Annotated in this window: 12 protein-coding genes and 1 pseudogene; 6 read left to right on the top strand and 7 right to left on the bottom strand. The window is 62.2% G+C overall.

Features of this window, described 5'->3' with window-relative positions; translation table 11 throughout:
• The first annotated feature begins 212 nt into the window (after positions 1-212).
• From HJC00_RS19930 to HJC00_RS19920, 3 genes are all read left to right on the top strand, one after another.
• Positions 213-7,319 carry a hypothetical protein gene (locus HJC00_RS19930; protein WP_221164523.1) on the top strand — a complete coding sequence of 2,369 codons (7,107 nt, stop codon included), beginning with the start codon at positions 213-215 and terminating at the stop codon, positions 7,317-7,319.
• Between the two features lie 104 nt (positions 7,320-7,423).
• Positions 7,424-7,984 carry a cysteine hydrolase family protein gene (locus tag HJC00_RS19925; protein WP_210631113.1) on the top strand — a complete coding sequence of 187 codons (561 nt, stop codon included), beginning with the start codon at positions 7,424-7,426 and terminating at the stop codon, positions 7,982-7,984.
• Between the two features lie 358 nt (positions 7,985-8,342).
• Positions 8,343-9,218 carry a D-alanyl-D-alanine carboxypeptidase family protein gene (locus HJC00_RS19920; protein WP_210631112.1) on the top strand — a complete coding sequence of 292 codons (876 nt, stop codon included), beginning with the start codon at positions 8,343-8,345 and terminating at the stop codon, positions 9,216-9,218.
• A gap of 37 nt (positions 9,219-9,255) precedes the next feature.
• On the opposite strand, the pseudogene HJC00_RS19915 reads toward HJC00_RS19920, so the two are convergent.
• From HJC00_RS19915 to HJC00_RS19895, 5 genes and pseudogenes are all read right to left on the bottom strand, one after another.
• Positions 9,256-10,508 (bottom strand): annotated as a pseudogene (locus tag HJC00_RS19915) (sensor domain-containing diguanylate cyclase).
• Between the two features lie 146 nt (positions 10,509-10,654).
• Positions 10,655-11,266 carry an ABC-type transport auxiliary lipoprotein family protein gene (locus tag HJC00_RS19910; RefSeq protein ID WP_221147617.1) on the bottom strand — a complete coding sequence of 204 codons (612 nt, stop codon included), beginning with the start codon at positions 11,264-11,266 and terminating at the stop codon, positions 10,655-10,657.
• Between the two features lie 25 nt (positions 11,267-11,291).
• The gene (locus HJC00_RS19905) at positions 11,292-12,662 is read right to left on the bottom strand and encodes an MlaD family protein (protein ID WP_210631109.1); all 1,371 of its coding nucleotides are present in this window, start codon (positions 12,660-12,662) and stop codon (positions 11,292-11,294) included.
• Between the two features lie 8 nt (positions 12,663-12,670).
• Positions 12,671-13,516, bottom strand: coding sequence for an ABC transporter ATP-binding protein (locus HJC00_RS19900; RefSeq protein WP_210631108.1), 846 nt, complete (start codon positions 13,514-13,516; stop codon positions 12,671-12,673).
• A gap of 1 nt (position 13,517) precedes the next feature.
• Complete coding sequence (locus tag HJC00_RS19895) at positions 13,518-14,687, bottom strand: MlaE family lipid ABC transporter permease subunit (protein WP_210631107.1); 1,170 nt, start codon at positions 14,685-14,687, stop codon at positions 13,518-13,520.
• A gap of 97 nt (positions 14,688-14,784) precedes the next feature.
• On the opposite strand from HJC00_RS19895, the gene dgcA reads away from it, so the two are divergent.
• The gene (gene dgcA, locus HJC00_RS19890; RefSeq protein ID WP_210631106.1) at positions 14,785-15,768 is read left to right on the top strand and encodes an N-acetyl-D-Glu racemase DgcA; all 984 of its coding nucleotides are present in this window, start codon (positions 14,785-14,787) and stop codon (positions 15,766-15,768) included.
• Here dgcA and HJC00_RS19885 read toward each other — a convergent pair.
• Positions 15,720-16,937 (bottom strand): MFS transporter, encoded by a 1,218-nt coding sequence (locus HJC00_RS19885; RefSeq protein WP_221164522.1) that lies wholly within the window; start codon positions 16,935-16,937, stop codon positions 15,720-15,722. The two genes, dgcA and HJC00_RS19885, sit on opposite strands and share 49 nt — an antisense overlap.
• A 164-nt stretch (positions 16,938-17,101) precedes the next feature.
• Positions 17,102-17,914 (bottom strand): UDP-2,3-diacylglucosamine diphosphatase, encoded by an 813-nt coding sequence (locus tag HJC00_RS19880; RefSeq protein WP_210631617.1) that lies wholly within the window; start codon positions 17,912-17,914, stop codon positions 17,102-17,104.
• Between the two features lie 117 nt (positions 17,915-18,031).
• Here HJC00_RS19880 and HJC00_RS19875 point away from each other — a divergent pair, with 117 nt between their 5' ends.
• Positions 18,032-18,520, top strand: a complete 489-nt coding sequence (locus HJC00_RS19875) for a hypothetical protein (protein WP_405047674.1) — start codon at positions 18,032-18,034, stop codon at positions 18,518-18,520.
• Positions 18,521-18,704: 184 nt separating this feature from the next.
• Positions 18,705-19,454, top strand: coding sequence for a histidine phosphatase family protein (locus tag HJC00_RS19870; protein WP_210631615.1), 750 nt, complete (start codon positions 18,705-18,707; stop codon positions 19,452-19,454).
• Positions 19,455-19,674 lie beyond the last annotated feature (220 nt).

Raw genomic sequence — 19,674 nt, 5'->3', positions numbered from 1 at the left:
TGGAGCGGGTTTATGGCACGCGCCTTTGCCGAGTGAGTGGATAATGGTAGTGTTTTGATACCTTCCGTTTGAAAAAGCGGCTATCTACTCTGAAATGACATGCTTATCCGTCCGCGGTTGGGATGGAGGGCCGCAACGGCAAAGTTGTTCCCGGGCAGGCGGAAGCCGGGGGTGCGCTGCCGGGCCGGCCGACAGTAACGAGGCGTAACCGAATGGCGAATAACAAATATAATGAGTCGATCGAGGACAAGGCGTTCAAGGCATTGGACGAGGCGCTCCAGATCGACTTTGGCAAGGACAATGTGCCGTCTCGCCACGGCGACGCGCCCCAGGCGCCGGAGGGTAATGTGTCTGATCCATCGAATGCGCGCAATCAGCAGGCCCAGGAAGAAGCGCGGCGCCGCAGCCGCCGCGGCGCCGGGGCCGAGCAGGCTTCCAGGGCTTCGGCCTTCGCGCCCGCCAATGATGCCAGCCGCAATACGCCCGCCTCGATCCTGAAATCCTTCGACGGCGCTTCCAGCCGCTCGGCCATGCGCACCGCTACCCTGTTTTCCGTGCTTTGGGTCATGGCGGGCCTCGGCCTGATGTCGCTGCTTTATGCGCCGCAGATCTGGCAGATCCGCTCGATCGCCGATCTCGTCGCCCTGCCCGGCGTCATTGCCGGCCTGGTCGGCATCATCATTCCGGTGATGTTGTTCTATGCTTTCGCCATCATGATCTCCCGCGCCCAGGACATGCGCAACGCCGCCCGCTCCATGGCAGAGGTGGCATTGCGCCTGGCGGAGCCGGAAACAATCGCCTCCGAACGCATCATGACCGTTGGCCAGGCGGTGCGCCGCGAGGTCTCGGCCATGAACGAAGGCATCGAGCGCACCATCGCGCGCGCTTCCGAGCTGGAAACGCTGGTCCATTCCGAAGTCAACGCGCTGGAACGCTCCTATGCGGACAACGAGCTGCGCGTGCGCGGTCTTGTCCATGAACTCGGCTCGGAGCGGGAGGCGATCGTCAATCATGCCGACCGCATCCGCACCTCGATCGGCAGCGTCCACGACCAGCTGAAGGAAGAACTGTCGCTGGCGACCGAAGAGATCGCCGTGCGGCTCGCCACATCGGGTGAAGCCTTTGCCTCGCTGATCGACACGCGCGCAGCGACGATCCTGGAAAAATCGGACAGCGCCCTGCAGTCGATGGGCAGCCTGCTTGCCGCCAAGACCGACAGCCTCCTCCAGACACTGAACGCCTCCGGTTTTGCGCTCGCCACCGAATTCGATAACCGCCTCGAGGCGCTCTCCGTCAACCTCAACGAACACGGCGAAAGACTGCTCAGCCAGTTCGAGACGCGCGCCTCGACCATGGACAGCAGCACCGAGAAGCTGAACGCGGCGCTGAACGAGCGCACGCATCAGCTGAACGAGATCCTGATCGCCCGCACCCGCGAGATCAACGAGAGCCTGACATCGGGCGAACGCACCATCGGCGGGACGCTGGACGACGTGCTGTCCAAGCTGAACAGCGCGCTCGATGAGAAGGGCGCAAGCTTCCGCCAGAGCCTGCAGAGCACCGCCGACGACGCCGTCATGGATCTCGACCTGCGCTCGGGCTTCTTCGAAGAACGCCTGCAGACGACCGTTGCCCAGCTGTCGACCGCCTTCGACGAGCGTGTCGCCGAATTCACCAGCGCTTTCGACAAGCGCACCGGCTCGCTCGACACCAAGCTGATGGAGAGCCTTGCCCGCATCAACGAAACCCTGACCGGCGGTTCGGATTCGATCGAGGGCATTTTGACTTCCAGCATCGACCGGCTCGGCTCCTCGATGACCGACCAGTCGCTGGCGCTCGCGACTGCGCTCGCAACCGGTCATGAAGTGCTGGAGAGCACGCTCAACAGCCGCACGGAAGAAATCACCACCGCACTCACCAGCCGCACCGGCGAGCTGACCTCGGCGCTGCAGAGCGCCACGTCGGACATCGCGCTGGCGCTTGCATCAGGCACCTCCGATCTGCAGAACAATCTTCAGGCCCGCTCGGCCGAATTCCGCGATACGCTGCGCACAACCACTACCGATTTGACCGCCGCCGTTGCCGCCGGCACCGAGCAGGTCACGACGGCCTTCGGCGGCCGCGCAGAGGAACTCACCAGCGTATTGACAGCGCGCGCAGCAGAAATCCGGGACGCGGTTGGCACAGCCCATGAGCGTATTGACAGCGTCATGTCGGAGCGCGGCGGAGCGCTGATCGACGCGCTAACCACCCATCACGGCCGCTTCGAGGAAGCGCTGACGACCCGCTCCGACGCTATCATCAACGCCGTTTCCGGCACCCATGACCGTCTTGCGGAAACGCTTGACGAAAAGGCGATGGCACTTGCCATTTCCCTGAACGAGAGCCAGGCCCGCATCGAGGATACGCTCGAAACCCGCTCCGAGGCGCTGCTCACCGCCGTTTCCGGCACCCATGACCGCCTCTCCGAAACCCTTGATGAAAAGGCGATGGCGCTCGCCATCTCCTTGAACGAAAGCCAGAGCCGCATCGAAGACACGCTGGAGACCCGTTCCGCGGCTTTCCTCAACGCCGTCTCAGGCACGCATGATCGGCTGTCGGAAACGCTGGATACCAAGGCAGCAGCCCTGACGGCTTCGCTCGACGAGCGCCATGCCCGCATCGAAGACGCGCTTGGAACCCGCGCCGAAGCATTGTTGAACAGTGTGTCCGGCACGAGCGACCGGCTTGCCGAAACCCTTGATGAAAAGGCGATGGCGCTTGCCATTTCCTTGAACGAGAGCCAGACCCGCATCGAGCAAACGCTCGCAACCGGTTCGGCGGGCCTGCTGAACGCCGTTTCCGGCACTCATGACCTGTTTGCCGAGACGCTGGAAGGTAAGGCGGCAGCTTTTGCCAACTCGCTGAGCGAGACCCAGTCACGCATCGAAAATACGCTCCAAAGCCGCTCCGCGGCCCTGCTGGATGCTGTATCCGGCACTCATGACCGCCTCGCCGAGACGCTCGACGAAAAGGCGATGGCGCTTGCCATGTCACTGACCGAAGGCCAGGCCCGCATCGAGGACACGCTGCAGACCCGGTCGGCAGCGCTGCTGAATGCAGTCTCCGGCACCCATGATCGCCTGTCGGAAACGCTGGACGAGAAAGCGATGGCGCTCGCAATCTCGCTCAATGAGAATCAGACGCGGATCGAAGACACGCTGGCAGCCCGCTCCGAAGCTTTCCTCAAGGCCGTCTCCGGTACGCATGAGCGCATCGCCGAAACCCTTGACGAGAAGGCATCGGCACTGACCGCCTCCTTGAACGAAGGCCAGAGCCGCCTGCAGGACACGCTGGAGAGCCGCTCGGAATCCTTCCTCAATGCGGTTTCCACCACCCATGACCGCCTGTCCGAGACGCTCGACGATCGGGCGATGGCCCTTGCCATATCGCTGAACGAGAGCCAGAGCCGTCTCGAGGAGACGCTGACATCAGGCGCCGATGCGATCACCAATGCGGTCTCCGGCACACATGAACGCCTGAATGGCGTGCTCGACCAGAAGGCCAGCGCGTTGGCCGCCTCGCTGAACGAAGGGCAGGTCCGCCTCGAGGAAGCCCTGGGACATCGCGCAGCCGCGCTTGTCGGTGCCGTAACGGCAAGCCATGACCGGCTCACAGATAGGCTCGACGAAAAGACCATGGCGCTCGCCATTTCGCTCGATGACAACCAGAGCCGATTCGACAGCGCCCTCGAAGCCCGCAGCAATGCGATCATGGAGGCCGTCACCAGTGCCGAGGCCCGTGTTGCCGGCGCGTTTGCCGACAAGACGGATGCCATCCACAACGCCTATGCCGACAATCAGCGGCGGCTTGAATCGGCGCTCTCCGAGCACAGCGCGGCTCTTTCGGGCATTCTCGATGCGGGCGGCGCCCGCTTTGAGGATCTCGTCGGCGGCTTGACCGGCCGCATCGAGGGCCGCCTCAGCGACGCCCATGCGCGGCTTGGGGGTCTGGCCGAGGAGGCCGCGGCACGCATCGAAGGCGGGCTTGCTTCCGCCCATGAGCGGATCCGCACGACGCTCGAGGACCGCGGCAATGCCATCGAGCTGTCGCTGAGCCAGGCGCATGCGCAGATCAGCGATACACTCACCGAACAGGCGACCAACATCGGCACTTCGGTGGCGACGAGCGTCAGCATGCTCGAAATGTCGCTGGAAGACCGAGAAGCCTCGATCCGCCAGGCGATCGATGCCGGCGCCCAGACGCTGGAAGATCGCATGCGCGCCGGCGCCGGCCAGATCGCCGGCCGCTTCCAGGAGGCGGCGAACACGATCTCGAGCTCCGCACAGAACCTCTCCGCCCATCTCGACCAGTCGGTCGAGAACCTTGCTGGACGCCTTGAAGAAACAGGTTCTCGCATGGAATCCGGCCTTACAGCGATCGAGACCCGCATCCGCGACGGCGTCGGCGGCGTTGCCGAAAAGATCGAAGCCGCCAGCAGCCAGCTCTCCGGCGTGCTTGCCAACGGCATTTCCCGACTTGGCGCACTCGGTGACGACGCCACTCAACGCATCTCGACGACGCTCGAAGGCAGCGCCGCCAATCTTACGCAGGCAATCGACAGCCGCACGGCCAGTCTGGCCGAGACGCTGGACAGCCGCACGACCACACTTGCAGGCGCCATCGAGGGCCGCACGGCAAGTCTCGGCGAAACCCTTGACCGCGGCAACGAACGCATCGAGGAACGCCTGTCCACCATGGATCGTGCCTTGACCGTCGGCCTCGAAGCCGTCAACCGCACCATCGAGGGCAAGGCCGCCGGCCTCGCCTCGACGTTGCGCAGCGCGGTGGCCGAAGCAGCCCAGGGAATGGAAGGCGAAGCGACGAGAACGACGGAACTGCTTGGCAAGACCGGCCAGCAGTTCGCCGAGGATCTCAATGCGAAAAGCGACGAATTCACCCGCACCATGGATGAGCGCTCGTCGCAGATCGTCACGCGGGTTGCCGAAGCGCAGAACCGCCTGGCAACTCAGGCCGCTGCCGTCGCCCAGACCTTCTCGGAAGCCGGCAATGCAATCGTCAACAAGGTCGCCGAGGCCGAGACGGTCGTCGGGACCCAGGTCAATGCCATTTCCAAGGCCCTGTCGGATGCCGGCCAGTCGCTCGAGGCACGCGGCAATGCCATCCGCACGACCCTGTCCGGGGCCGGCAGCGAGATTTCCGCCACCATGGCGGATGTCGAGCGGGCGCTCGAAGCCCGCAGCAGCGCCATTCGCTCCAATCTCGAGGAGCGCGTCCGCGAGATCGATACTTCCCTCTCCGACGTCGACCGGGCGCTCGAAGCGCGTGGCAACTCGATCCGCTCGACGCTTGAGGAACGCACCCGCGACCTCAACTCGATGCTATCAGGCCGCTCTGTCGAATTGACCCGCATTCTCGACGAAACCGCCCGCCCGATCATCGATCGCTACACCGATGCCGGCGAGCAGGCCGCTGCCCGCATTACCGCCGCAGCCAATCTCAGCGCCGACCGCCTGCGCGCCGAGAACGAAGCGCTCGCCAGCGCCGTTGCCGCCCGCACCGAGAATGTCGCCAACGCCGTCAGCGCCATCGAGAACAGCCTGGTCGGCAACGTCAACGGCCTGGTTCAGCGCATGTCGGAAAGCAGCGCGGCGATGGCGATGATGATGAACCGCGCCGCCGAACAGTTGACGAGCGTCGACGGGCGTCTCGGCGAAACCACGACCCGCTTTGCCGACTCCGCCACCAAGGCTGCCGAAATGGTCAATGCCTCGACCAGGCTTCTCGAAGGCAAGGTCGACCGCCTATCCGACATATCTGGCCAGACGCTGGCCCAAGTCGGCAGCATCATCGGCCGCTTCGACGAACACTCCAAGGTTCTGACTCAGGCCTCACAGCTTCTGGGTGCTGCCCAATCCAACCTCGCCTCGACGCTCGAGGAGCGTGAAGGTGCGCTGCAGGCCCTCTCCGTCAGCCTGGTCCAGCGCTCCGACGAGATCGAAAAGACCATGCGCGGCCTCGGCGGCATGATTGAAACCGTGTTTGAGCGGGCCGAGCAGCGCTCCAACCAGGTCACCGGCAATCTGCGCCAGGGCGTGCAGTCGTCCTTCGCCGATATCGGCCGCGTTCTGACGGAAACCGAGAAGCGCGCACAGGAGGCCGCCGAGACGATGCGCGAGGCGATCACCCGCGCCGGCGACGAGGCCAACACGACGATCGACAGCACCTTCGCCAATGTCGAGCGCCGTTCCGGTGATCTCTCCAACCGTATTCGCGGCGGCCTCACCGCCTCGCTGTCGGAAGTCGAGCGCATGCTCGGCGAAGCCGGCCGCGCCTCCGACGGTGCCGCCCAGCACATGCGGGAATCGCTGCGCGAGGCGATCGAGGATGCCGTCGGCCGCTTCTCCGGCGCCACCGAGGACATCCGCCGCTCCGCTGCCGACATCCGCAACGAGCTCGACGCCACCCGCGCCGAACTGAAGCGCGGCGCCTTCGACCTGCCCGAGGAAGCCAAGGAAAGCGCCTCGGCCATGCGCCGCGCCGTCGCCGAACAGATCAAGGCCCTGCAGGATATCTCGCAGCTTGTCGGCCGCTCCAGCCAGCAGCTGGAAATCTCCGAGCCTGCCGCCCGCTCGCTTGCCCAGGCGCAGCCGGCTCCGCGCCCGACTCCGCCGGTCGCAGCTCAGCCGCCGCAGCCGTCAGCGCCTGCGCCGATCGAAGCGGCGGGTCTGCGCGGTACGATTGCGCCGTCCGCTCCGGCCGCCGCTCCTCAGCGGGCCGCTCAGCAGCCAGCTCCCACTCGCCAGGAATTGGGCCGCCAGGAACCGGCCCGGGAAAGTGGCGGCTGGATCAGCGATCTTCTGCGGGGCGCATCCCGTGAAGAGGCCGCGGACCAAGCGCCGACCCGTGCTCCCGCCCGCCCGGCGGAAACCGCCGCACCGGCCGCACGCAGCAACGACAGCCGCAATCCGCGCCATGTCGTGGAATCGCTGAATTCGCTCTCCGTCGATATCGCCCGGGCCATTGATCACGATGCGTCGGTCGATCTCTGGCGCCGCTACCAGCGCGGTGAGCGCGACGTCTTCACCCGCCGCCTCTACACGCTGAAGGGCCAGCAGACCTTCGACGAGATCAAGCGCAAATACGACCGCGAACCGGAATTCCGCACCGCTGTCGACCGCTATATCGGCGATTTCGAAAAGCTGCTCGCCGACGTCGCCCGAACCGACCCGAACCAGACAGTCACACAGTCCTATCTGACCTCGGATACGGGGAAGGTTTACACCATGCTCGCCCATGCAGCGGGCAGGCTGAGATAGAGTCTGGCCGATATCGTGGAGCTGAAGCCGCCTGAACATGTGTCAGGCGGCTTTCACTGATGACGGGGGTATGCTCTGCTCCCCAGCCCGGAACCGCGAACGAAATGACCAAGGCCCTTTTGATTATCGACGTGCAGAATGCAATTCTCTCGGGAAAGGCCATGCCGGACCGCCAACCACAGGTCGATTCCGCACTTGATGAGACCGTTGCTCGACTGGCATTGCTCAAGGAAAAGGCGCGACAGGCGGGCGTGCCGATCGTGCTGGTGCAACATGATGGCGATAGCGGCCATCGATTGGCCGTAGACACGCCAGGATGGGCGCTGCGCCGCGAAATTGCACCGCAAACAGGTGAGGTCGTCGTGCGCAAGACGAGCGCCGACTCCTTCTTCGGGACCGATCTTGCCGACCGCTTGCAAGAACGTTCGATTACCCACCTCGTTGTCGGCGGCTGCATGTCGCAATTCTGCGTCGACACGACCGTCAGGCGTGCCGTTTCGCTCGGTTATGACGTGACCTTGGTTGCCGACGGCCACACAACCGGCGACACGGCGACCTTCAGTTTCTCCGAGATTGTCGCCCACCACAACGAAACGCTTGATGGTTTCGATGCGGGTGACGCGACGGTGGAGGTCCGCCCCGCCGTCGACATTGCCTTTTCGTAAAGGCTCTGGCAACAACGCCTGACATCAAATCGGAAGCAGGTAATCGGTCCGATCAGCGCCTGGTCGATCTCCTGGCGCCTCCTGCAGCCGTTTCGACCATGATCGCCCCCCCCACGCCTGCAGCAATTCGAAGTGCAGCGGAAAATTCGTGTGAAAGGCGCGCTTCATGCTCATGACGAATTTAGACGTGCCATGCGCGCGATTGTCAAAACCGCAGGGCCCGGGACAAAAGGTATCATCTGTGGATGGGCCTTTTTTATTTGCCCGCCTTCCTTCATTCCGTCACAAACTTTTTCGATCCGCTTGCGTTTAAAGCCAACGGCTCCTCGGCCGTGCAACGAAAGAGACAGCAATACCGATGACCACGACGACATCCCGGCTCCTTGCCATCGCGCTCTCCTCCACCCTGCTGATGGGCGCTTTCATTCCGGCAGAAGCCGGTCAGGCAAGCTTCGTCATCGATGCGCAGTCTGGCAAGGTTCTTGAAGCTTCCAACCAGGACGATCTCAACTATCCCGCGTCGCTGACCAAGATGATGACGCTCTATCTCGCATTCGAGGCGCTGCATGATGGACGCCTCACCTGGGATCAGAAGCTCACCATGTCGGAAAACGCCGAGAGCAAGGAACCCTTCAAGCTTGCCGTCGGCGCTGGCCGCAAGGTGACGCTGCGTGAAGCGGTCGAAAGCATCGTCGTGCTGTCTGCCAACGATTCCGCCGTGGCAATCGCTGAACAGCTCGGCGACTCCGAACAGGCTTTCGCCAGAGCGATGACCGACAAGGCGCGCCAGCTGGGGATGCAGGACACGGTCTTCAAGAACCCATCGGGCCTTCCCGATCCGGAGCAGGTTACCACGGCGCGTGACATGGCCACGCTCGGCCTTTCGCTGATGCGGGACTTCCCCGAGGAATTCAAGCTCTTCTCGATGCGCGGCTTTCAGTTCCGAGGCATGAAACTGCGCGGCCACAACAATCTGATGTATCGCTATGACGGTGTCGACGGCATCAAGACAGGCTATACCGATGCATCGGGCTACAATGTCGTGACCTCGGCGTTGAAGGATGGCCGCCGCGTCGTCGGCGTCGTCATGGGTGAAAAGACTGCAAGCCTGCGCGACGACAAAATGGCGAGCCTCCTCGACAGCACCCTGCCCTCATCACCAACCGCCACCGCCTCCACCACCCCAGGCAGCCAGCCTGCAGCGACGATGACCGACGCGCAACCGACGAAATAACCGGCAAGCCAAGCTGAAAGGGCGCGGCGCACTTTCGCTACCGGAAAGCCACCTCCAGGTTTTGCCGGTCTTGCGCAATTACCCGGCAATTGGTTTCAAAACCTTCGCCCTTGATGGCAAGAATGAATTCCAAAGGAATGCCCGCTGTACTGGAGACCGAAATGCCGGCGCTCTCCACGCCGATCGATTTCACCGTGCAGTCGATGGTCGAGCGCCGGTCGTTGAACAGGATCGCACCTGCCTTCAGCACGCGCCGCCGCGCGCCGATGGCGTGGTCGGCGTGAATGGAACTCGATGAGACGCAGCGGTTGCGCCCACTCTGCTTTGCCTGATACATCGCCGCATCCGCCTGAGCGAGCAGCGTTTCGATGTCTTTGCTGACGATCGAAAGCGCCGACGTTCCGAGGCTTGCCGTGACGTTCAGAGAGCCGTGATGGCCGAAAATGACCTGCGAGGCGATGGCGGCCCTGAGTTTTTCGGCGACGGCCGCCGCTCCTTCCCGATCGACATGCGGCAGAACGACGGCGAATTCCTCGCCCCCGATACGGCCAAACAAATCACCGGCGCGAAGCGTCGACCTGCAGATCGATGCGACCGCCTTGAGAACCGCGTCTCCTGTGGCATGCCCGTGCCCATCGTTCACCTGCTTGAAGTGATCGATATCGAAAACGATGCATGACAGGTCGTGCTGACGCCGCAGCGCGAGCGAAATCAGCTGATCGGCTTCCTGCTTGAATGCACGCCGCGTCATCGCCTCGGTCAGACTGTCGGTGGCGGCAGACTGCACGAGCTCGATGCGGTCCATCGCCGCTCCCGCCAATTCCTCGAGAAGACCGAGGTCCTTGCTGCCGAATGATCTCGGCGGCGATCGATGGCGCACACGGTTCCGATCATGTGGCCAGCCTTCGTTCTAAGCGGAACGCCGGCATAAAAGCGGATATGGTCCTCGCCCGTGACCGCTGGATGCCTTGCAAAGCGGAGATCCTTGCTGGCATCCGGAACGATAACGGGCTCATCACAGTCGACTACGCAGCGGCAGAACGTGTCTTCCAGCGACACCTCGTCGGCCGACATGCCGGAACAGGCCTTGTACCATTGCCGGTGCGCATCGATCAGCGACACGATGCCGATGTCGACGGAAAAGATCTGCTTTATCAGGCGGACGATCCGCTCGAATCCCTCGTCCCTCGGCGTGTCGAGCAGATCGAGCTGCTGCAACGCGGCCAGCCGGTCCTTTTCTCGCTGAAGCGCTTCCGATGACGACTTTCCGAATACTCGTGCGACCACCATGCAGCATGCCTCCTGACAGCGCTAACACGAGGCATTCCACAAATTCGTGAAGAAATTTAATACGACGAACGCCTCAACCTCGTGGCGCCCAATTTTTTTGGAACCCGCAACCCTTGATGTTGACGCGGCAGTCGCGAAACGCCCTCTCAGATTGAACGCAGGGTCCAGCTTACGATCTCCGAAACTACCGCCGAAAAGGCGCGGTCGAGACCTTTGACAAAGCCCGTATTGTCGCCGCCCGCCGGGGCCGTGGCGCGGAACACCTTCTGAGCGTGCACCGAGCCATTTCGGTCGTTCAGAATCTTGGCGGAAATTTCCACCACCGCCAGGTTGCCGCTCGAAGCGTCGATCTCGAATGAGCGGATGTCGGTGACGACCTGGTAATCGATTGCAAGCCCCTGGCCCGGCATCCCGACGCCGCCGAGTTTGCCCGAATTCTCGAAGGCCTCGACCAGTTTCGATTGCACCATGCGCGGCAGCTTGTCGCCCCACTGCGCTCGCGACAGATTCTGGATTTCCGAGGACGAGACGCGGATGACGATTTGGTCGCTGTCGAGCGCCCTCAGCGCCGTCGGGGTGGCAATCAGGATCTGGCGGGATTTGGCCGCGGGCCCATCGCCATCGACGGCGCCCGACAGGTCATAGGTGTCGTTCTTGGCAGTGGTACCGCACCCGGAAAGGATCAGCGCCGTCAGCGGCAGCGCGATCGCCGTTCCCCTGATCCAAGAACGGCGCGACAGCAGATGCGATGCGACCATATTAGGCTACCCCTGACTTCCCCTGTTAACGCCGCGTCCGGCCGTCGTACTGCTTGACCGTGTCCCCGCCGAAGATCAGGCGTTGCGGATTGCGGTCGAAGTTGCTGATCGTATCGTTGAGATTGCTCACGGTTCCGCGCATGTCATTGATGAGAGTCTGCACGTCGCGCAAGCCGCCGCTCGAGAATTTCTGTAGATTGTCGGCGATCGGACCGATGCGCGAATTCAGATTGTCCGCGACCTTCTTAAACGATTCGAGCGTCGCGCGCGCCTCGGTAAACAGAGATTGCGTATTGTCGGTGCCGAGCAACGCATCGACCTTGATGAGAATGCCGTCGATACGTGTCGAGGCTGAATTCAGCTTGTTGGCAAGCTGCGACACGTCTTGAATTGTCTGGTCGATATCCTTCTGGCGCAACGAAACCGTGTTGGCGACGTCGCGGATCGAGGCGACTGCCGCACGTGCATCCTTTGTGGCCTGCGAGATATCGTCGACGGAACCCTTGATCTTCGCCGGGTCGATCTGGGCGACGAGCGTGTCGACGCGATCGAGCGTCGCCTGCGCCTGCTTGCCGAAATCGTTGAAGGTGGTGGCCGTCTCGTCGAACTTCTGGATCGCGCCCTTGAGATCGCCCGAGGCGTCGGCGACATTGGCAGTGATCTTCTCGGCATTGGAGACGATATTGTCGATCTTCTGAGCGTCGACCGCCTTGACCAGCGATTCCACAGCCTGGAGCGTCGAATCGAGACGCCCGGAAACCGCCTTCACCGTATTGGAGAGCTCACCGACGCTCTGCAGGAAGGAGTCGATATTGTCGGAATTCTTGGCCAGCGCATCCGAGAAGGTTTCGGCATTCTTGAACGTCTGGGTCAGCGGAGCACGCGAATCTTCGATGAAACCCTGAAGTTCGCCGACCGCGTCATTGGCGCGATCGAGGATCTTGTCCGCGGTCGCCAGAAGATTGGTGACGCTCGACTGGTCGGCCACGATGACGGCGCGTTTGCCGTTTTCGATCGCATGTTTGAGGATACTCTCCTCACCCTTGCGGCCGCCCGACAGTTCGATATAGGCGGCCCCCGTCAGGCCCTGAATTTCAAGGGCGGCCTTGGTGGAGGGGTAGATCGGTGCGTCCGCGCGCACCTGGGTGAAGGCCAGCGAATATTGCGGATCGTCGGCATCGATCGACAGCGTCTGCACCGAGCCCACCTGGATACCATTGAAGCGCACGGGCGAGCCGACGCTGAGCCCGTTCGCCGAGCCGGGAATACGCACGATCAGCTCCGTCATCGGGCCACCGCGGCCATATTCGGCCATCCAGTAGACGAAGCCGAAGGCGGCCGCGATCACCAGCACCGTGAAAAAACCGACAATCGTATAATTGGCTTTGGTTTCCATCTATCCGATCACTTCCCGCCGCTGCCGTTGCCGTGCCGCGCGCCATTGTCCTGCGGCACGATCGACCGTGCCCGTTTACCTTTGAAATAGGCCTGCACCCACGGATCGTCATAGGCCAGCATGTCGTCGATCGTGCCTTCCACCATTACCCGCTTCTTTCCGAGCACGGCAATACGGTCACAAACCGAAAACAGGCTGTCGAGATCGTGCGTCACCATATAGACGGTCAGTCCGAGACTATCGCGCAGATTGGCGATGAGTTCGTCGAACTCGGCCGCGCCGATCGGATCGAGACCTGAAGTCGGCTCGTCCAGAAAGACGAGCTCGGGATCGAGCGCCAGGGCGCGGGCAAGCGCGGCGCGCTTGATCATGCCGCCCGAAAGCTCGGACGGATATTTGTCGGCGGCGTCGGCCGCAAGCCCCACCATGCGGATCTTCAAGTGCGCCAGCTCATCCATCAGCGAGCGCGGCAGGTCGAGATATTCGCGCATCGGCACCTGGATATTTTCCTTGACGGTCAGCGACGAAAACAAAGCGCCCTGCTGGAAGAGCACGCCGAGCCGCATGTCGAGCGCGTTGCGCTGCGGCTCATTGAGCTCGTCGAAGTCCTGGCCGAGGATCTTGATCGTGCCGGAGCGGCGCGGCAGCAGCCGCAGCACCGTGCGCATCAGCACCGATTTGCCGGTGCCCGACGCGCCGACGAAGCCGAGGATCTCGCCGCGATAGATATCGAGGTTCAGTTTGTCGAGCACCACCTTGGAGCCAAAGGCGACGGTGACGTCGCGCGCCGAAAGCACGACATCCCTGCCCTGTCCTTCGCTTTCTATCGGTTGCTCGTCCACGCTGCCCGCCATGCTAGAAATCGATCGCTGCATAGAACATCGCAAAAAGCCCGTCCATCAGGATGACGACGAAAATCGCCTTCACCACCGAGGCCGTCACATGCTGACCGAGCGACTCCGCACTGCCGCCGACCTTCAGCCCCTCGACGGCGGCGACGATGCCGATGACGAGCGCCATGAACGGCGCCTTGATCATGCCCGACAGCACGGTCGACAGCGTAATAGCCTCGTGCAGCCGCGCCAGGAAATTGGCGAAAGTGATGCCGGAATAGCCCCAGGCGACGACCGCAGCCCCCGCCAGCGACGCGAAGTTCGCCAACACCGTCAGCAGCGGCAATGCAATGGTCAGCGCCACCAGCCGCGGGAAGATCAGCACGCCGATCGGGTTCAGCCCCATCACCTTCAGCGCGTCGATCTCCTCGCGCATCTTCATCGAGCCGATTTCGGCGGTAATCGCGCTGCCGGAACGACCGGCAATCATGATCGAGGTCAGCAGCACGCCGATTTCGCGCAGCTGCAGAATTCCAACCAGATCGACAACGAACACCTCCGCCCCGAAATAACGCAGCTGGAAGGCACCCTGCTGGGCGATGATCGCACCGATCAGAAATGACATCAGCAGAATGATCGGAACGGCACGCACACCCATGTGATCGATCTGGTTGACGATCGAGGCCGGCGAGACGCCGCTGCCGCGGCCGAGCTTCATTTGCGCGCCGCGCACCGCCGAGCCGAGGATATACATCGAGGCGGCGAGATTGTCCCAGATGTCGTAAGTCATCTTGCCGATCGGCGCCAAGATGCGCGCGGCAAGCGAGACCTTCTCCTTCTGTTCCGGCTCCGGTTTGGCTGGCTCCTCCGAAAACATCTCCAGCATTTCGTCGATATGCGGATTGGTGCCGACGAAGCGCACCGTGCGCCCGGCCGCTTCCTCCTCCTTCTTTAGCCGGCAAAGAAGCCAGATACCGGCAGTATCGATGTCCGATACATCAGAAAGGTCCAGCGTCAGATTGCCGATCTTCTCTCGCCGAAGCTTATCGAAGTCGCGCAGCACAAGATGCACATAGGCGCTGCGCCAATTGCCGCTGAGACGAACATGCTGCCCCGAACCATCTGGCCGGTCGTCCACTTGCAGTGAGGCGGCGTTGCGATTCTCGGCGTTCAAGATACTTGTGTCTTTCAAGGCTTACGGCGACATTGCCGACTCGCGAAGCGGATCGCCGCCGGCGCGTCAATATACAGAAGCAACGTCCAATTTCCATGCTCGCAGGATAGCAATAATGCCGCGCACCCTCGATATCCAGATGAATTCCTTTCCGATTGCCGGGACCTTCACCATCTCGCGCGGCGCGAAGACGAAGGCCGAGGTCATTACCTGCACAGTCACGGAAGAAGGCGCGCAAGGGCACGGCGAATGTGTGCCCTACCGCCGCTACGGTGAGACCATGGAGAGCGTCTTCGCCCAGATCGAGGCGGCGCGCCCGCTGATCGAATCCGGCATTTCGCGCGACGATCTCTTGTCGGCGATGCCGCCGGGTGCGGCACGCAACGCGGTTGATTGCGCTCTCTGGGATCTCGAAGCAAAACGGACGGGCCAAACGGTCGCCGCCCGCCTCGGCCTCACATCGCTCAAACCGCTCACGACAGCCTACACCATCTCGCTCGGTGAGCCGGACGTAATGGCCGCGCAGGCGCGCGAACATGCCGGTCGCGCTCTGCTCAAGGTCAAGGTGGGAACCGGCGACGATGAAAGCCGCATCCGCGCCGTCCGCGCGGCGGCACCCGAAGCTGCGATCATTCTCGACGCCAATGAGGGCTGGCCGGAGGCGGTGCTGGAACGTCATCTGCAGATCGCCGCAGAGGCGGGTGTTGCCCTCGTCGAGCAACCGCTGCCAGCGGGCCGCGATGCGCTGCTTGCCGAAATCCGCCGCCCGCTGCTGGTCTGCGCCGACGAGAGTGTGCACCACACCGGCGATCTCGCAAGCCTTGCCGACCGCTATGATGCGATCAATATCAAGCTCGACAAGACAGGCGGCCTCACCGAGGCCTTGGCAATGAAGACCGAAGCCGAGAGACTCGGCATTTCGATCATGATCGGCTGCATGGTCGGCACCTCGCTCGCCATGGCGCCGGCCGTGCTGCTCGCGCAGAATGCCGATTTTGTCGATCTCGACGGCCCGCTGCTGCTTGCCCACGACCGCGAGCCCGGCCTGCGCTACGCCGCTTCCCTGGTCTTTCCGCCGGAAAGCGCCCTCTGGGGCTGAAGATAATAGGCTGAGATGACGATCCCGAGGCCCGTAAGAGCGACGAGCGCCATGACGTAATAACTGACGAGACCGAGCCAAGCGTGGAGATAACCCGAAGCGATGGTCATTAACCCCATCGCCATGCCGACATAAAAGAAATAGGCGCCCTGCGCCGAGGCCTCCTGCGTCTCCTGCACTGTCGCCACGATCCGCCGCTGCACGCCGGTATGCACGAAGGCATAGGTGAAGCCGTGGAAGCATTGCAGCAGAAGGAAGCCGGCAAAGCCGGCATTCATGGGAAACAGGATCCAGCGGCAGACGCTGACGGCGCAGCCGAAGCGGATTAGGGTCCAGGCAGTGAAGCGCCGATTGAGCCGCTTCGACAGAAAGAACACCGTCACCTCCGAGGCAACGCCGGCGCTCCAGAGCAGGCCGACTTGCGTGCCGGAAAAGCCGAGCTGATGCCAATAGATCGAGGAGAAAGCATTGAGCACGGCATGGCTCGACTGCTGGATGGCGACGCCGATCAGAAGCAGCAGCAAATGCGGTTCGCGCAGGCCGCTGCCGGTGGCGGCAGGAAGGTCGATCGGCAGACCGCGCCGCCGGGTCGGCCCGATACGCGGACAGAAGATCGCCATCACTACCGTCATCATGAAGCCGAACACCATGACGATGAGCACCATGCCGCCGCCCCACCGGCTGATCAGCTGACCGCCGACCAGCGTCGAGACGATGAAGGCGATGGAGCCCCACACGCGCATCGACCCATAATCGAGCCCCCAACGCCGCACGCCTGAAATGACGATCGATTCGACCACGGGCACATAGGGCGCAAAGCTGGCGCCCTGCAGCGCGAAGACGATTGTCACCGGCCAGAAGCTGGTCGACCAGTAAAGTGCGATCGCCGTCAGCAGCGACAGGCTCCCCGACCAGAGCAGCACGGTGGCGCGCTCCTTCATGCGGTCGGCGATCATGGCGACGACAGGCGCCACCAAGACTCGAACCACCATCGGTATGGCGAGGATAATGCCGATTTCATGGTCGCTGAGACTATGGGTTTCCAGCCATACCGGGAAGAATGGCAGCACGACGCCATTGACGAGCAGCGGCGCGCAATAAGACAGCGCACTGAGCAGCCGGAAGCGCGGCGGCGCTCCCTCACCCGGGGAATGTTGAGCGGGAATCATCTGTGGACCTGAAGGAAACTGGATGTTTTCCTAACACACCACCCGGGGGGCGACTATTGCGAGAAATAGCCGTCCGGAAACGTTTTAGAAAATAAATATGGCCTGTTACCTCGCGGTAACGGCTAAATTGCCGGCGAGCCGCCGCGACAGCGACGGCCGTAAAATCACGCCGCCTGCGGGGCGAGTTCCGCCTCTTCGGTACTCTCGATGGCGGTAAGCGCCGGTACGGCGGTGGCAAGCGCCCGCCAGGTGATCAGTTCGAAGGTGCCGTCGGCATGTTCGGCAACCGCCGTGCAGCTTTCCACCCAGTCACCCGTGTTGATGTAGCGAATGCCGTCCATATCCTGGATCATGGCGTGGTGGATGTGGCCGCAGATCACGCCGTCGGCGCCGCTCTTGCGGGCCTCTTCGGCGACGACGCGCTCGAACTCGCCGATGAAATTGACCGCGTGCTTGACCTGCAGCTTCGCCCAGGCGGAGAACGACCAATAAGGCATGCCGAGGCGGCGGCGTACGGCCGCGAGCAGGATGTTGATGCGGATCGCCGTATCATAGGCCCAGTCGCCGAGATAGGCGAGCAGGCGGGCGTTGCGGACGACGACATCGAACTCGTCGCCGTGCAGGATCAGGTATCTCTTGCCGTCCGCGCCGTCATACATCATACGCTCGACGACCTCGATGCCGCCGAAATGCATGCCCGGGAAGTCGCGCAGAAATTCGTCGTGATTGCCTGGGATATAAACGACGCGCGTGCCCTTGCGCGCCTTGCGCAACAGCTTCTGGACGACGTCGTTGCAGACCTGCGGCCAGTACCAGCTGCGTTTCAGACGCCAGCCGTCGACGATATCGCCGACGAGCACGATGGTGTCTGCCTCGTGGTAGCGCAGGAAATCGAGCAGGAAATCAGCCTTCGCGGCCTTCGAGCCGAGATGAATATCGGAAATGAAGAGCGTGCGGAAATGTCTGGGTTCCATCATGTTTGTCACGAACAGTGCTCGTGCCCCATCTTTCATCTAGCCCTCCAAAACCAGACTCGTGTTTCAGGAAGATGACAAGCTGGGGAAAAGCCCTGCAGACCGACCCATACCGTCTGGATGGTAAACGCCGATCCCGTCGGTCACGAAGGTCGCAAAACCGAAATCGGAAATCCGATCACCATAATTTCGTGCCGCGAGGTTCTAGATCTTTCCCGCATGCCGAGAATCAAATTAACAGCAGGTGCCGATTTGGCGTATCCTTGGGGGTTGATGATGCATGTCCGCACCGCGACGATAATGATTTCTATTGCAATACTTGCAGGCTGTGCACCGACGCAGCAGGATTATGATGCGACCGTCACGTTGCTGCAAGGCAGCACCAGAGCGAGAAATGAGTTCGTCAAAGTGTGCGCAAAGGATTTCGATGCAAATGCGCGTCGCACCGCCGGGATCGTGACAAACGTCTCTGACAAGGACGCTCCGAGGGTCGCCTGCCAGCGATATCTGGCGGCCGCGATCTCCGGTCGGGCCACGTATCAGGATCTGCTCGACATCAAGGCTCACCGGTTTACGCCAAAGCTCGTCAAGATCTTCCAGGGCCGCTGATAGCGCGGAAGACCCTCCCTCGCTCCTTGATTTTGGAACCGAGTGAACAAGATCGACGGGCCAAGCGGATTGGGGCAAGCGGCGACCAGACGCTCGCCCCCTTTTCCGACCGACGATATTGCCCTGCCAATCGAGCGCGTTCATGATGACGACGATTCCATATCCGATGAAGCGGGGATGGCCGATGCGTCTCTTTCTCGTTCGCCACGGCGAATCCCTCGGCAACATCAACGAACAGGCCTACCGTCAGTTCGGCGATCATAACGTGCCGTTGACCGAGTGGGGCTATCGCCAGGCGGCGGAGGCAGGCGCTGTCATCGCCTCGTACCTGAGAGGGCTGCCGAGCGAGGGATTCCAGAAGCTGCATATCTGGTATTCGCCGTTCCTGCGCACGCGCCAGAGCAAGGATGCGCTGCTCGAAGTGCTGCCGGAAAACTTCGTCGGCGATGTCAGGGAAGATTATCTTCTGCGCGAGCAGGATTTCGGCCTCTTCACCGAAATCTACGATCATGCCGAGCAGAAACAGAAATTCCCCGAGGAATTCGAAAAATGGGCGAGGCTCCGCAACAACAGCGGCAAGTTCTATGCACGGCCGCCGGACGGCGAAAGCCGGGCGGACGTGGCGCAGCGGGTGCGTCTCTTCCTCCAGACCGTCATGCGCGAAGCCGAGACCGGCGACCACAATGTCGCGATCGTCGGCCATGGCGTCACCAACCGCGCGGTCGAAATGAATTTCCTGCACCACTCCGTCGACTGGTTCGAGCGATCCGACAATCCTGGGAATTCCGACGTCACGCTGATCGAGGGAACGCGTTTGCAGGGCTACGACACGATCCTGCTCCACCAGGCCGCCGACCGGCAGCCGGGACAGGAGGATAAACTGCGCGATGCCTATGGCGCTGACGTGACGATGACGCCGAAGTGCGGTGGGTAAACCGTTTCTGAGTTCGCGCACTCATCCATGTGCACGAGGTTCGGCCAGTCCCAGGCAAATGTGAATTCAAGCAGAGATTGGTGCCATATTCACTTGCGGCACAGAGTTGCAGATGGTTCATTTTCCCGAAATAGCTCGTGAGACATTCTGAAAGCTCTATTTCAACACTGCCATCCGCATGACGGTTCGGAGACGATGAAGGAGAGATGTCGAAATGACG

The sequence above is a fragment of the Rhizobium sp. NLR22b genome (assembly GCF_019685295.1).
In the GTDB taxonomy this organism is placed as follows: Bacteria; Pseudomonadota; Alphaproteobacteria; order Rhizobiales; family Rhizobiaceae; genus Rhizobium.
Note: the sequence above shows the minus strand (reverse complement) of the source record. Positions and strands in the feature narration are given on the sequence as shown.

Excerpts from the sequence above, each read along its gene's own strand:
- HJC00_RS19930 (WP_221164523.1), top strand. The coding sequence starts at position 213 with ATGGCGAATAACAAATATAATGAGTCGATCGAGGACAAGGCGTTCAAG.
- HJC00_RS19925 (WP_210631113.1), top strand. The coding sequence starts at position 7,424 with ATGACCAAGGCCCTTTTGATTATCGACGTGCAGAATGCAATTCTCTCG.
- HJC00_RS19920 (WP_210631112.1), top strand. The coding sequence starts at position 8,343 with ATGACCACGACGACATCCCGGCTCCTTGCCATCGCGCTCTCCTCCACC.
- HJC00_RS19910 (WP_221147617.1), bottom strand. The coding sequence starts at position 11,266 with ATGGTCGCATCGCATCTGCTGTCGCGCCGTTCTTGGATCAGGGGAACG.
- HJC00_RS19905 (WP_210631109.1), bottom strand. The coding sequence starts at position 12,662 with ATGGAAACCAAAGCCAATTATACGATTGTCGGTTTTTTCACGGTGCTG.
- HJC00_RS19900 (WP_210631108.1), bottom strand. The coding sequence starts at position 13,516 with ATGGCGGGCAGCGTGGACGAGCAACCGATAGAAAGCGAAGGACAGGGC.
- dgcA (WP_210631106.1), top strand. The coding sequence starts at position 14,785 with ATGCCGCGCACCCTCGATATCCAGATGAATTCCTTTCCGATTGCCGGG.
- HJC00_RS19885 (WP_221164522.1), bottom strand. The coding sequence starts at position 16,937 with ATGATTCCCGCTCAACATTCCCCGGGTGAGGGAGCGCCGCCGCGCTTC.
- HJC00_RS19880 (WP_210631617.1), bottom strand. The coding sequence starts at position 17,914 with ATGATGGAACCCAGACATTTCCGCACGCTCTTCATTTCCGATATTCAT.
- HJC00_RS19875 (WP_405047674.1), top strand. The coding sequence starts at position 18,032 with ATGGTAAACGCCGATCCCGTCGGTCACGAAGGTCGCAAAACCGAAATC.
- HJC00_RS19870 (WP_210631615.1), top strand. The coding sequence starts at position 18,705 with ATGCGTCTCTTTCTCGTTCGCCACGGCGAATCCCTCGGCAACATCAAC.